Origin of the sequence: Streptomyces lacaronensis, assembly GCF_047337785.1 — a bacterium.
Classification (GTDB): Bacteria; Actinomycetota; Actinomycetes; order Streptomycetales; family Streptomycetaceae; genus Streptomyces; species Streptomyces lycopersici.
The window spans coordinates 7,576,759-7,590,717 of record NZ_JBLHDK010000003.1 but is presented as its reverse complement, the minus strand read 5'-3'; the positions used below and the strand labels follow the sequence as shown (position 1 = coordinate 7,590,717).

Genomic DNA, 13,959 nt, shown 5'->3' with positions numbered 1-13,959 from the left:
GCGGAAGCATGCGATCGCTGCGATCGGCCGCCGCGGTGACGGTATGCGCCCTGGGCGTGGCCACGGCCATCGCGGTCCCGGCGATGATGGACGACGGCGGGGACGGCGACAGCAAGGGCGGTGCGCGGCAGCCGCATACCGTGCGGACCGGCGCCGAGGCCGCGGCGGCGGACAGCTGCCGCGATCCCGAGGCGAGCCTGCGCCCGTCCAGTGCGAGCGGCCCGGCCATCAAGCGGATCAAGAACCGGGAGGTCAACGGGCACAAGCTCAACAAGCTGATCGCCGGCGTCGACCAGAACAGCTACCGCTGGGGATACCGCGATCCGGCCACCGGCGACCTCACCGGCTTCGACATCGACCTGGTGCGGGCCATCGCCGACGACATCTTCGGCGATCCGGACGCGGTCATCTTCCGCACCATACCCACCAGTCAGCGCATCAAGGCCCTCCAGCAGGGCAAGGTCGACGTCGTGGTGCGCACCATGACCATCAACTGCGACCGGATCAAGGACGTGGCGTTCTCCACCGCGTACTTCCAGGCCGGGCAGCAGGTGCTGGTCCCCGACGACTCGTCCATCACCGGCTACAACAAGACGCTGCGCGGCAAGAAGGTCTGCACCGCGCAGGGTTCCACCGCCGAGGCCGAGCTGGACAAGCCGGACACCGGGGCCGAGCATCTGGGCGCGATCAAGGTGAAGCCCGTCCCCAACCAGCTGGACTGCCTGGTCAGACTGCAACTGGGCCAGGTGGACGCGGTGATCACCGACAACGCGCTGGCGGCCGGCCAGGCGGCCCAGGACCCCTCCGTCAAGCTGGTCGGCTCGCGATTCACCGATGAGTTCTACGGCGTGGCGATGAACAAGGACGACGACGACCTGGTACGCCGGGTCAACAAGGTTCTGGAGGACTACCGCCAGGGCGGGGCAGGCAGCCCTTGGATGCAGGCCTACCAGAAGTGGCTCGCCAAGGATTTCAGCACGGCGCAGGAGAACCCGACGCCGCCCGTTCCCGAATACAAGGACTAGCGCGGACAAGGACTGGCGCGGATACAAGGACTGGCGCGGACAAGGACCAGAGCGGACGAGGATCCGCGCGCACGAGCACGACGGCCCGGACACATCGGGCAAGAGCAAGGATCACGGACCGGCAAGGATTAGCACCCGCCTCACACGCGTAGGGATGACGCAGCGGACGGATCACATAACGGTTACGGACATGGAGAGGTGATCGATGGGGGTCCCGGGACCCTTCCCCAGTTTCGCGGGGGCACCCGACGGCCCGGTCATGGGCCGGGAGGAGGTGGACCGCGCACTGGCGAAGCTCGCCGCCGAACACGAGGCGATCGAGTCCTCGCTGCTCGCCCTCCAGGACCACGCGGGCAGAAGGCTCCTCGAGGGCGCCGAGCTCACGGGCGTCACCAAGGACCGCTGGTCCACCACCGAGCAGGCCATCTCTCTCCTGTGGAGCTACTTCGACGCGTACACCGAGGCCCTCACCCGGGCCCGTGAGGTGCGCTCCCGTCACCGCTGGCCGACGCAGGACGAGTTGGCCGAGCTCACCGAGCTGCTGTGCGGCACCGCGATCACCCTGCCCAGCAGCGCCACCCTCGGCGGTTCGCCCCTGCTCAGCGAGGAGTTGGGCCTGGACCGGCTGGTCGACCGGATGAACCGCTGGTACGCGGAGGCCATCGACGTCATCGTCAGCGCCGACGCCATATGGTCCGCGCTGCCCGCCCGGATCGACATGCTCTCCGCCGAGCTGCACCGCACCCGTTCGCTGGCCCACTCCGTGGGGGTGCGCCCCGGTGAGCACCCCTCGGGGGACGATCTGGAGCAGATCACCGCCGAGCTGACCGCGCTGCGCGCCGAAGTGGTCTCCGACCCGCTGGCCTTCTGGAAACCGGCCAGCGGGAGCTCCGCGCCCGGCGGCGGCAGCCCCGACACCGAGCGCTATGACCGCGCCGCCCGCGCCCTGGAGGATGTGCGAAGGGAGATCGAGGCGGTCCTGGACGTGCGGCAGGACGCCGAGCGGCGGCTGATGCGGCTGCGCGATGTGCTCTCCCGCGCCGATCGCACCCTGGCGGAGGCGCGCCAGGCGCGCGGTGAGGTGCTCGCGAAGATCGCGGCATCGGAGGTTCCGGCCGTCAGCGGCCCGCCGACCGCGCTGCACGAGCAGCTGGTCGCCGCCGCCGACTATCGCAGGCGCTCACAGTGGCACCGGCTCTCGCCGCTGCTGGAGAGCCTGGAGCAGCGCGCCGACGACGAGCTGCTGCGGGCCCGCGAGTCGCTGACCGCGGTCACCGCGCCGCTCGCGGTCCGCGCCGAGCTGCGCGGCCGTCTCGACGCGTACAAGGCGAAGGTCGCCCGCCATGGCATGGCGGAGGATCCGTTCCTGGTGGAGCGGTATGACGTGGCCCGCCGGATGCTGTGGAGCGCCCCGTGTGATCTGCGGGCGGCCGAGCAGGCCGTGCTGCGCTACCAGCAGGCGGCGGCCGAGGCCCTGGTGCCACGCCAGACGGGCCCGGCCGGGCAAGGCATCGAGGGAGGCACGGAATGAATGCGGCGGTCGTCGCCTGCCAGCGGCGTGACTGCGGCGGGTCCTACGAGGACGTGGGCGGAGGCGAGCTGTACTGCGATGTCTGCGGTATGGCCCCGGTCGTCTCACCGCAGGGGATGGTGGCCTCACCGCCCACCGGGATCACCGGGCAGGCCGGGCGGGGCGGAAGCTCCTCGTCCCGGAGCGAGGGCTCGTCCGCTCGGAGCGAGGGCTCGTCGGCGCGGAGCGGGCGTTTTTCGGCGCGCGGCGGGGGTTCCTCGGCGACCGGCTGGGACTCCTCGTCCGGCGCCTCGGGCAGGTCGCGTTCGGCACGCTCCTCCTCGTCCCGGCGCTCGGTGTCCGGGCGGCTGTCCCGCTCCATGTCCGGGCGGACCTCGTCCCGTTCGGTCTCGGTGCGCAGCTCCCGCTCCTCCACCTCGGCCTCCTCCGGGCGGAACGCCCTGGGCGCCGGTCTGGTCAGCGTCCCCGATGTGCCGCGCCCCGATCCGCGGACGGCGGTGCTGGCGGACCCCGAGGTCCCCGAGCGCAAGCGGTTCTGCAGCCGCGGGGACTGCGGCGCCCCGGTGGGCCGCGCCCGCGGCGAACGGCCGGGCCGCACCGAGGGGTTCTGCACCAAGTGCGGCCATCCGTACTCGTTCGTACCGAAGTTGACCCCCGGTGACATCGTCCACGGCCAGTACGAGGTCGCGGGCTGTCTGGCGCACGGCGGGCTCGGCTGGATCTATCTGGCCATCGACCGCGCGGTGTCGGACCGCTGGGTGGTCCTCAAGGGCCTGCTGGACACGGGCGACGAGGAGGCCCTGGCGGCCGCCGTCTCCGAGCGCCGCTTCCTCGCCGAGATCGAGCACTCCAACATCGTCCGGATCTACAACTTCGTCGAACACCTCGACCAGCGGACCGGCAGCCTCGACGGCTACATCGTCATGGAGTACGTGGGCGGCAAGTCCCTGAAGGACATCGCCAACGCCCGCCGCACCACCGAGGGCCGCCGCGATCCGCTGCCGGTGGAGCAGGCGTGCGCCTACGGCATCGAGGCGCTGGAGGCGCTCGGCCATCTGCACAGCCGCAATCTGCTCTACTGCGACTTCAAGGTCGACAACGCCATTCAGCAGCAGGACCAGCTCAAGCTGATCGACATGGGCGCGGTCCGGCGGATGGACGACCACGACAGCCCCATCTACGGCACGGTCGGCTATCAGGCCCCCGAGATCTCCGAGTCCGGCCCGTCGATCTCCTCCGACCTCTACACGGTGGCGCGCACCCTGGCCGTGCTCACCTTCGACTTCCAGGGCTATACGAACGTCTACGTGGACAGCCTGCCGGACCCCGAGCACATCGAGGTCTTCCGGGCTTACGAATCCTTCTACCGGCTGCTGGTGCGGGCCACCGATCCCGACCCGGGGCGCCGCTTCGCCTCCGCGCGGGAGATGGCCGACCAACTGACCGGTGTGCTGCGGGAGGTCGTGGCGCTGCAGACCGGGCGGCCCCGGCCGGCCCTGTCCACGCTCTTCGGGCCGGAACCGCGCGTCGTTGACACCGAGTTGTTCGCCGACGACGGAAAGGATCCGTCCCTGCTGGGTGCCCGGTCCGCCGACGGGGGCGCCACCGCGCCCGCCATCCCCGCGCAGCGCCCGCCGGGCCCGCTGGCCCTGCCGCTGCCCGCCATCACCACGCTGGACGGACGGGCCACCGCGCTGGCGCTCCCAGTGCCGCTGGTGGACTCCGACGATCCCAACGCCGGGTTCCTGGCCGGTCTGCTGGCCGCCGACCCCACCGAGGTGAGCGCCGCGCTGCGGACCGCGCCCGTGGACTCGGTCGAGCTGCGGCTGCGCCGGGTGCGCGCCCAGCTGGAGCTGGCCCAGGAGCATGACGCGGGCGTCGCGCTCACCGGTCTGGAGGCCGCGTACAGCGACGACTGGCGGATCGTCTGGTACCGGGGGCTGCATGCGCTGGCCACCGGTGACCGCGAGACGGCCGCGCTCTCCTTCGACGCCGTCTACGACGCGTTCCCCGGTGAGCCCGCGCCGAAGCTGGCGCTCGGCGTCTGCGCCGAGGTGCTGGGCCAGTTGGACAACGCGGCGGAGTACTACCGGCTGGTCTGGGCCACCGACCCGAGCTTCGTGAGCGCCGCCTTCGGCCTCGCCCGGGTGCTGCTGTGCGCCGGGGACCGTCCGGGCGCGGTGCGGGCCCTGGAGTCGGTGCCGGAGTCCTCGATCCACTACACGGCGGCGCGGGTCGCCGCCGTACGGGCCCGGCTGCGCCAGCGCGCCCCGTACGACGCCCTGCTGAGCGATCTGACGGCCTCGGCGGTCCAGGTCGAGCGGCTGGGCGAGTTCGGTCTGGACGCGGTGCGGCGCGAGCGGCTGCGTACGGAGGTCCTGGGCAGCGCCCTGGATTGGGTACTGTCCGGCAGCAGCGGGGCACCCCCGGGACACAACCGGCCGCCTCTGCTCGGCAGCAGCCTGGACGAGCGCGGGCTGCGCTTCGGATTGGAGCGCTCGTACCGTGTACTCGCCAGACTCGCCCAGCGAGGCGAGGAGAGGATCGAACTGGTGGAGCGGGCCAACCGTTTCCGCCCCAGGACGTGGGTGTGATCGATGTCGCAGATGCCGCAGCCGCCCCAGCTGTCAGCCTGCCCGGCCTGTGATGAGCCGCCGCAGGCAGGGGACAGATACTGCGATCAGTGCGGTGCCGATCTGACGGTGGCGGCCGCGCTGGCAGCGGAGGCCGCCCTTTCGGCGGAGGCGATCGCCGACCGGTCGGACGCGCACGGCGGCCTGCCCGCGCCGCCGCGGGTGAACGGGGCGGCGCGGTCCACCCACCCGGAGCCCGAGCCGGACGACTACGAGCTGGCGGCCCCGGCCTCCGGCGGGTACGGCCAGGTGGCCGACCCGAGGGCCACGGCGGCGCTCGGCGCGCCCGAGGCACCCGGCGAGTCCGCCATCCACCCGGAGACCAACGCGAGTACGCACACCAGCGCGGCGAGCAGCACGGGCCCCGGCACCGGCACCGGGGCGGACCCCCGGCTGCCCGGCGACGAGCACCGCCCCCGGTGCGCCGCGTGCCAGGAGGGCACCATCGACCAGGACGGATACTGCGAGCGCTGCGGACACGCCCAGGCACGGACACGCGACCATATGGAAACGGAGTTGGAGGGGATCGCGGCGGCCAGCGACCGGGGGCTGCGCCACCACCGCAACGAGGACGCGTTCTCGGTGTCCACCGCCGCGCTGCCCGACGGCTCACCGGTCACGGTCGCCGTGGTGTGCGACGGGGTCTCCTCGGCCACCCGCCCCGACGAGGCCTCGGCCGCCGCGGCCCAGGCCGCGAGCCAGGCGCTGCGCACCTCGCTGCCCCGCGGCGCCCACCCCCAGCAGGCCATGAACGAGGCGATCATCGCCGCCGCCGACGCGGTCAACTCCCTGGCCCTGGACTCCGGCGCGGCCGTTCCCCACCACGAGGGGCAGCGCCATCAGAACGCACCGGCGTGCACCATCGTCAGCGCCGTCGTCACCAGCGACATCCTCACCGTCGGCTGGGTCGGGGACAGCCGCGCCTACTGGGTCCCCGACGACCGTACGGCCCCGCCCGCGCGGCTCACCGAGGACGACTCCTGGGCGGCCCAGATGGTGGCCGCGGGGCTGATGTCGGAGGCGGAGGCGTACGCGGACGAGCGCGCCCACGCCATCACCGGCTGGCTCGGGGCGGACGCCTATGAGCTGGAGCCCCACACCGCCTCGTACAAGCCGGACCGGCCGGGCGTCGTGGTGGTGTGCACCGACGGGCTGTGGAACTACGCCGAATCGGCGGAGCAGATGGCCCACGCGGTGCCGCCGGACGCCCGCGCCCGGCCGCTGAACAGCGCGCAGTTCCTGGTCGGTCACGCCCTGGACGGCGGGGGCCACGACAACGTAACAGTGGCGGTCGTGCCGTTCCCCGCTGCCCCGGGCCGGGCAGGATCCGCCTGACGGTCGCCAAGGAGCGGATGACATGGCCCACTTCTCCACGCCCGAGGCGCCGCGGTTCTCGGTCGAGGTCTACCAGAACGAGTACCTCCCCGAGGGAGGCCGCGAGGTGAACGCGATCATCACCGTCACCTCGGCCGGCGGCGGGGCCACGGCAGGGCGGCCGGTACCCGCCCCCGCCCATGCCGGGTACGAGGACGCTCCCGGCGCATACGACAGCGCCCCCGGCCGGGGCGGCGGCTCGCCCCGCGCGGCCGTGGTGATCATGGTGGACTGCTCCGGCTCCATGGACTATCCGCCGACGAAGATGCGCCACGCACGGGACGCGACCGCCGCCGCGATCGACACCGTGCGCGACGGCGTGGCCTTCTCGGTGGTGGCGGGCACCCACAAGGCGGTCGAGGTATTCCCCGGGAACGGACAGTTGGCCATCGCCGATCCGCTCACCCGCGCCCAGGCCAAGGAGGCGTTGCGGGGTCTGAGTCCGGGCGGCGGCACCGCGATCGGCACCTGGCTGCTCCAGGCCGATCTGCTGCTCGGCTCCGCCGATGCCGCGATACGGCACGGCATCCTGCTCACCGACGGGCGGAACGAGCACGAGGAGCCGCAGCGGCTGAGAACCGTGCTCGACGCCTGCGCGGGCCGCTTCACCTGTGACGCCCGCGGAGTGGGCACGGACTGGGAGGTCGAGGAGGTCACCGGGATCGCCGCCGCCCTGCTCGGTACGGCGGACATCGTCGCCGACCCCGCCGGGCTCGCCGCGGACTTCACGCGGATGATGGAGACGGCGATGGGCAAGGAGATCGCCGACGTCAGCCTCCGGCTGTGGACCCCCAAGGGCGCCGAGGTGGCGTATGTGAAACAGGTCGCACCGACGGTCGAGGATCTGACCGCCCGGCGCGTCGAGGCCGGTCCGCGCGCGGGCGACTACCCCACCGGGTCCTGGGGCGATGAGTCCCGCGACTACCACCTCTGTGTGAGGGTTCCGGCGGCCGAGGTCGGCCAGGAGATGCTCGCGGCCAGGGTTTCCCTGGTCCAGCCCGTGCCCGACGGGGTCGGCAGCCCGCCCAGCGCTCTGGCTCAGGGGCTGGTGCGCGCGATGTGGACCGATGACCTGGCCGTCTCCACCGCGATGAATCCGCAGGTAGCGCACTATACGGGCCAGGCCGAACTGGCACAGGCCATCAAACAGGGCATGAATGCCCGCAAGTCCGGCGATGCCGAACAAGCGACCGCGAAGCTGGGACGTGCCGTACAGCTGGCGGCCACATCGGGGAACGAGGACACGGCGAAACTGCTTGCGAAGGTGGTGGACGTGCTCGACGTGGCGGCAGGTACTGTGCGACTGAAGGCGAAGGTCGCGGAGGCGGACGAGATGACACTCGAAACGCGCTCCACCAAGACAGTTCGCGTTAAGAAGTAGCACATAACCAGCACTCACGTAGCTCTTCTCGGCAGAAACGCCAAGAACGCCACAGAGGGGGATCCGACATGCCGACCTGTCCCAACGGCCACCAATCGGCGGCCGACGACTGGTGCGAGGTGTGTGGGCACCGGATGTCGGGGACACCCATGCCCTCCGGCGCCGTCCCGCCACCTCCGCCCATGCCGAACGGTCCCGGTGTTCCCGTGCCACCGGGTGGCTACGGGAGTCCGGGGCCGGGCGGCCCACCGCCGCCCGGCGGCGCGGGCGGCTACGGCTATCCGGCACAGCAGCAGGAGCTGTGCCCGCAGTGCCGTACGCCACGTGAGGCGCAGGCCCCGTTCTGTGAGGAGTGCCGCTTCAACTTCCAGACGCACACCCCGTCTCCGTACGGCCCGCCGCAGGGCGGTTACGCGCCGCCGCAGCAGCCGGGGCCGCCACAGCCCGGGCCCGGGGGGCCGCAGGGCCCGCACCCGACACAGGGCGGCGGTCAGCCCTCCGGCTTCGGCGGCGACAGCGACTGGACGCTTCCGCCGCCGCAGGGGGGCGCGCCGCACCAGGGCACGCCCCCGCACGGCGCCCCGCAGCAGGGCGCCCCGGGCCACGGAGCGCCGCAGGCCCCGCAGTACGGCTACGGCTACCCCCAGGCCCCGGCGCCCCCGGCCCAGCCATACGGGAACGAGGGGTACGCCCCGCCGCCCCAGCAGCAGGGGCCGGGCCACCAGCCGCCGCAGCAGCACCCCGGTGCCCCGCAGCAGCACCCCGGTGCTCCGCAACAGCACCCCGGTGCTCCGCAACAGCAGCACCCCGGCGGCGCCCAGTTCGGCCAGGGCGGGGCCCCGGCGCAGGCGCCCGGCAACTGGATAGCCGTCGTCGCCCCGGACCGTGAGTACTTCATGGCGATGATGAACCGCAGCGGCCCGGAGGCCGCCGGGCTGAACCTCCCGGCCTACTCCCCCGAGCAGCAGCTGCCGCTCAACGGCCAGCAGATCACCATCGGCCGGCGCCGTCACAGCACCGGTGAGGCCCCCGACATCGACCTCGGGAGGCCGCCCGAGGACCCGGGCGTCTCGCACCAGCACGCGCTCCTCGTCCAGCAGCCCGACGGCGTCTGGGCGGTCGTCGACCAGGACTCGACGAACGGCACGACGGTCAATGGCGGCGAGGAGCCGATCCAGCCGTTCGTACCGGTCCCGCTCCGGGACGGCGACCGCGTCCACGTCGGCGCCTGGACGACGATCACGGTGCGCCGGGGCTGAGGCCCCGGACGGGCTCAAGACGGCCGGGAGGGCCCAGCGGCCAGCCGTAGGCGCCCTCCGGGTCGTCCAGCCAGGCCCATTGGCGCTCGCCCCGCACCGTCACCCCGTAGCGCTCCCGCCCCGGCCTGCCCTCGTGCTCCCACAGCGCGAGGGCTTCGACCGGCTCCATATGGCCCGCGGCCACGTTCAGCAGGAAGCGGAAGGAGTCGTCCAGCAGCGGCCGGGACGGCAGCCCGTGGGTGGGCGCCTGAGGCGGCGCGCCGCTGCCGCGCAGCGGGACGAAGTACGCGGGCATGGCCAGGAAACGCCCCTCGGCATGACGGGCGTCGGCGACCCTCAGGGCGATCAGCCCGGTCGCGAGCGGCGTCAGGATCAGCGCGTCCGGCCGGCACTGACCGAGCCATGCGGACGGGATGGACGCCACGGCGCAGGTGGCGATGATCCGGTCGTAGGGAGCGTGCAGCGGACAGCCGCGCGCCCCGTCACCGGTGACGACCGCGGGGCGGAATCCGGCCGCGGCCAGATGGTTGCGGGCGGTCTCGGTGATCTCCGGGTCGAGATCGAGGGTGGTGACGTGGGCGTCGCCGAGCCGATGGGCCAGCAGCGCGGCGTTGTAGCCGGTGCCCGCGCCGATCTCCAGCACCCGATCCCCGTCCCGCACCTGGAGCGCCTGGAGCATCCGCGCCATCAGCGACGGCTGGCTGCTGGAGGTGATCAGCTCGCCGTCGCGCACCCGCGTGGCGAGCGGGGCGTCCGCGTAGGCGCCGGCCAGCCAGCGGGCCCGGCGCAGCGGGTGGGGGTCGTCGCGCCACAGCCGGGTGCAGCCGACCGTCCCGTGCGCCGCACCCGCCTCCCCGACTCCTGCCGCCCCTGCCGTCTTGGCGCCCGGCGGTGCGGCCGCCGTGGCCGCGTCCCCCGCCTCGTGGTAGTAGGGCACGAACAGATGGCGTGGCACCTCCTCGAAGGCCGCCCGCCAGGCGGGGTCGGTGAGTCCGCCGCCCGCCACGATCTCCCGGACCAGCCCGGTCCGCAGCGCCGCGGCCTCCTCGGCGCACCCATCGGCCTCCCGGCCCGCGGGCTTCCGCCGCGCCACACGCTCCGCGGCGTCCGGCGCACTGCGTGTGCTCCCGCCCGTGCTGCCCATGACTCCACTCTCCTGCGCCCGGCCTCCGGCCGCTACCCACGCCCCCTTTTCCAGACGGGGGCGTCTGAGAGCATGGAGGCGTGAAAGAGATTCCGCGAGGCACACTTCAGGAGCAGACCTTCTACGAGCAGGTCGGTGGCGAGCAAACCTTCCGGCGTCTGGTCCACCGCTTCTACCAGGGGGTCGCGGAGGACCCGGTGCTCCGGCCGATGTACCCCGAGGAGGACCTGGGACCGGCCGAGGAGCGACTCGCACTCTTCCTGATGCAGTACTGGGGCGGCCCCCGCACCTACAGCGACAACCGCGGCCACCCCCGGCTCCGCATGCGCCACGCCCCCTTCACCGTGAACCGCGCCGCCCATGACGCCTGGCTGCGCCATATGCGCGACGCGGTGGACGAGCTGGAGCTCGCCCCGGAGCTCGAGCGCCAGCTGTGGCACTACCTCACCTACGCCGCCGCCTCCATGATCAACACGGAGGGCTGACCCGGCGGATCGACCTGGAGGACTGCCCCGGAGGGCTGACCTGGAGGACTGACCCCGCGGGCTGACCGGCGGGCTCAGGCGGGCGTGACGGACAGCCCGGACAGACCGCCGGACAGGCCCTGCGTACGCACCGCGATCGAACCGTACGGCGTGCGCAGCCGCAGCCAGCCGCCCGCGGCGAGCAGCGCCAGGGGTTCGGGCGCCGCGGTGGCCACGCCGCTCCCGCGGGCGGTGACGGCCGGTGCCGCCGCCCGGACCGGCCGCAGGAAGCCCAGCGACTGGGCGGCGTGCACGGCGCGCAGCGGGAGCCCGGTGTCGCCCAGGGTGCGGGACCAGATCTCATGGCCGATGCGGTCGCGCTCGGCACGCGTACGCCGCTCTTCGGGGAGCGCCGCATCACGGGCCCGGAACTCGGCGACGGCGGCGGTGACCGCCCCGCGCACCTCGTTCACGCCCGGCAGTCCGTTCACCCGGCGCCAGCCGCCGCGCGGCGGCAGCACCCCGGCCCATGGCGGGCCGGTGACGGCCTGCGGCACGGTGACCACCAGGCCCCGGTCACCCCGGTCACGGCCCTCGGGCCCGTCGGCGGTCCGCGCGGCCCGCGCCGTGTCCAGCGCGTCCGCGAACTCGCCCGCCGAGACGGTCGTATCCAGTGCGCCCGCCCCGGCCGACGAATGCGGCGTGTCCGGTGCGGCCTCGGTGCTCACGATCGCCCCGAGCCTCGCCGTACGGATCGCGAGGACCTCGAAGGACGGCGGCCGGCCGAAGACGGCGAGCACACCGCCGCCCGCCTGCAGCCGCACCGCCGCCGCCCGGTCGTAGTGGATCAGCCGGGCCAGGAAGGCGGCGAGGTCGGCCGCCTCCCCGGCGTCGGCGAAGTGGAGCTCCTGGCTGGGGGCCGTCATACCGAGAGGGCCCCCTCCGCCTCCGCCCGCTCGGCGCCATCGGCGGATCCGGCGGGCTTCGTGGACGCCTTGGACGCCTTCTTCGCGGCGCCCTTCCTCACCGGGTCCGGCTCCAGGTACTCGGTCAGGAACTTCTCCTCTTCCGGGGTGACCCGGCGCGGGCGTTCCTGGTCGAGGTCGTAGGGCACGATGCGGGTGGCGGCACGCACATACAGGGCGTCCTCGTCCTTGATCTCATAGCGCAGGGTGAGATACGCGGCCTTGATCTCCGTCACCCAGGTCTCGATCGTCACCGGACGGTGCCGGTGGACCAGGGGCTTCAGATAGTCGATCTCGTGCCGGGCCACGACGACGCCACCGGTGAACGCGTCACTCCCGTTCCCCGGCGCCAGCCGCCACATGAAGTCGACTCGGGCCTCCTCCAGATAGCGGAGGAAGGTCACGTTGTTGACGTGGCCGAACGCGTCCATGTCGGACCAGCGCAGGGGACAGGGGTAGATATGGCGTGCCATCCACTCAGCCCCGGGTCAGCTTCTTGTAGGTGGCGCGGTGCGGACGGGCCGCGTCCGGGCCGAGCCGCTCGACCTTGTTCTTCTCGTACGACTCGAAGTTGCCCTCGAACCAGAACCACTTGGATTCGCCCTCGTACGCCAGGATGTGCGTGGCGACGCGGTCGAGGAACCAGCGGTCGTGGGAGACGACCACGGCGCAGCCGGGGAAGTCGAGCAGCGCGTTCTCCAGCGAGGAGAGGGTCTCCACGTCGAGGTCGTTGGTGGGCTCGTCGAGGAGCAGCAGATTGCCGCCCTGTTTGAGGGTGAGCGCGAGGTTGAGGCGGTTGCGCTCACCGCCCGAGAGCACCCCGGCCGGCTTCTGCTGGTCCGGGCCCTTGAAGCCGAAGGCGGAGACATAGGCGCGGGAGGGCATCTCGACCTGGCCGACGTTGATGTAGTCGAGCTCGTCGGAGACGACCGCCCACAGCGTCTTCTTGGGGTCGATATTGGCGCGGCTCTGGTCGACGTAGGAGATCTTGACGGTCTCGCCGACCTTGATGCTGCCCGCGTCGGCGGTCTCCAGGCCCTGGATCATCTTGAACAGCGTAGTCTTACCCGCGCCGTTGGGGCCGATGACACCGACGATGCCGTTCCGCGGGAGGGTGAAGGAGAGGTCGTCGATCAGGACCTTCTCGCCGAACGCCTTGGAGAGGTTCTCCACCTCGACCACGACATTGCCCAGACGCGGCCCCGGCGGGATCTGGATCTCCTCGAAGTCCAGCTTCCGGGTCTTCTCGGCCTCGGCGGCCATCTCCTCGTAACGGGTCAGCCGGGCGCGGGACTTGGCCTGGCGGCCCTTGGCGTTGGAGCGGACCCAGTCCAGCTCCTCCTTGAGGCGCTTGGCGCGCTTGGCGTCCTTCTGGCCCTCGACCTTCAGCCGGGCCTGCTTCTTCTCCAGGTAGGTGGAGTAGTTGCCCTCGTAGCCGATGGCGCGGCCGCGGTCGAGCTCCAGGATCCACTCGGCGACGTTGTCCAGGAAGTACCGGTCGTGGGTGATGGCCACGACGGTGCCCGCGTACTTGGCGAGGTGCTGCTCCAGCCAGTTGACGGACTCGGCGTCGAGGTGGTTGGTGGGCTCGTCCAGCAGCAGCAGGTCGGGGGCCTCCAGCAGCAGCTTGCAGAGCGCGACACGGCGCTTCTCACCGCCGGAGAGGGTGGTGACCGGCCAGTCGCCGGGCGGGCAGCCGAGGGCGTCCATGGCCTGCTCGAGCTGGGCGTCCAGGTCCCAGGCGCCTGAGTGGTCCAGGTCCTCCTGGAGCTTGCCCATCTCCTCGAGCAGCTCGTCGCTGTAGTCGGTCGCCATCTGCTCGGCGATCTCGTTGAAGCGGTCCAGCTTGCCCTTGGTGACCGCCACGCCGTCCTGGACGTTCTCCAGCACGGTCTTGGACTCGTCAAGCGGGGGCTCCTGGAGCAGGATGCCGACGCTGTAGCCGGGTGAGAGGAAGGCGTCACCATTGGACGGCTGCTCCAGGCCGGCCATGATCTTCAGCACCGTCGACTTACCGGCGCCGTTGGGGCCCACGACACCGATTTTCGCGCCGGGCAGAAAGCTCAGCGTGACATCGTCGAGGATCACCTTGTCGCCGTGCGCCTTGCGCGTCTTGCGCATGGTGTAGATGAACTCAGCCAAGAGAAACCGTCCGGCAATCTGGTAGGTATCGAGGTGCGGCT

11 protein-coding genes are annotated in these 13,959 nt (G+C 72.2%); 7 read left to right on the top strand and 4 right to left on the bottom strand.

Annotation, left to right across the window (positions count from 1 at the left end):
* Positions 1–8: 8 nt before the first annotated feature.
* The 6 genes from ACMTAK_RS32460 to ACMTAK_RS32435 all read left to right on the top strand — a co-directional run bounded on the left by ACMTAK_RS32460 (position 9) and on the right by ACMTAK_RS32435 (position 9,203).
* Entirely contained in the window at positions 9–1,025 is a 1,017-nt protein-coding gene (locus ACMTAK_RS32460) for a glutamate ABC transporter substrate-binding protein (RefSeq protein ID WP_413809457.1), read from the top strand.
* A gap of 205 nt (positions 1,026–1,230) precedes the next feature.
* Complete coding sequence (locus ACMTAK_RS32455) at positions 1,231–2,556, top strand: coiled-coil domain-containing protein (protein WP_413809456.1); 1,326 nt, start codon at positions 1,231–1,233, stop codon at positions 2,554–2,556.
* Positions 2,553–5,150, top strand: coding sequence for a serine/threonine-protein kinase (locus ACMTAK_RS32450; protein ID WP_413809455.1), 2,598 nt, complete (start codon positions 2,553–2,555; stop codon positions 5,148–5,150). Before ACMTAK_RS32455 ends, ACMTAK_RS32450 begins: the two co-directional genes overlap by 4 nt.
* Positions 5,151–5,153: 3 nt before the next feature.
* Entirely contained in the window at positions 5,154–6,524 is a 1,371-nt protein-coding gene (locus ACMTAK_RS32445; RefSeq protein WP_413809454.1) for a protein phosphatase 2C domain-containing protein, read from the top strand.
* A 22-nt stretch (positions 6,525–6,546) separates the two neighbouring features.
* On the top strand, positions 6,547–7,944 hold the full coding sequence (locus tag ACMTAK_RS32440) for a vWA domain-containing protein (protein ID WP_413809453.1): 1,398 nt from the start codon (positions 6,547–6,549) through the stop codon (positions 7,942–7,944).
* A 68-nt stretch (positions 7,945–8,012) separates the two neighbouring features.
* Complete coding sequence (locus ACMTAK_RS32435) at positions 8,013–9,203, top strand: FHA domain-containing protein (RefSeq protein WP_413809452.1); 1,191 nt, start codon at positions 8,013–8,015, stop codon at positions 9,201–9,203.
* On the opposite strand, the gene ACMTAK_RS32430 is transcribed toward ACMTAK_RS32435, so the two are convergent.
* Positions 9,184–10,347, bottom strand: a complete 1,164-nt coding sequence (locus tag ACMTAK_RS32430; protein ID WP_413809451.1) for a methyltransferase domain-containing protein — start codon at positions 10,345–10,347, stop codon at positions 9,184–9,186. The genes ACMTAK_RS32435 and ACMTAK_RS32430 overlap by 20 nt on opposite strands.
* A gap of 80 nt (positions 10,348–10,427) precedes the next feature.
* On the opposite strand from ACMTAK_RS32430, the gene ACMTAK_RS32425 reads away from it, so the two are divergent.
* On the top strand, positions 10,428–10,832 hold the full coding sequence (locus tag ACMTAK_RS32425) for a globin (RefSeq protein ID WP_201849460.1): 405 nt from the start codon (positions 10,428–10,430) through the stop codon (positions 10,830–10,832).
* A 74-nt stretch (positions 10,833–10,906) separates the two neighbouring features.
* Here the strand turns inward: ACMTAK_RS32425 and ACMTAK_RS32420 are convergent, their stop codons facing one another.
* The 3 genes from ACMTAK_RS32420 to ettA are packed head-to-tail and all read right to left on the bottom strand — an operon-like array spanning position 10,907 to position 13,918.
* A complete protein-coding gene (locus ACMTAK_RS32420) occupies positions 10,907–11,737 on the bottom strand; it encodes a serine/threonine-protein kinase (RefSeq protein ID WP_413809450.1) in 831 nt (276 codons plus the stop codon).
* A complete protein-coding gene (locus ACMTAK_RS32415; RefSeq protein WP_413809449.1) occupies positions 11,734–12,249 on the bottom strand; it encodes an acyl-CoA thioesterase in 516 nt (171 codons plus the stop codon). The genes ACMTAK_RS32420 and ACMTAK_RS32415 overlap by 4 nt, the downstream gene beginning before the upstream one ends.
* Positions 12,250–12,253: 4 nt before the next feature.
* Positions 12,254–13,918 carry an energy-dependent translational throttle protein EttA gene (gene ettA, locus ACMTAK_RS32410; RefSeq protein WP_262699937.1) on the bottom strand — a complete coding sequence of 555 codons (1,665 nt, stop codon included), beginning with the start codon at positions 13,916–13,918 and terminating at the stop codon, positions 12,254–12,256.
* Positions 13,919–13,959: the final 41 nt, after the last annotated feature.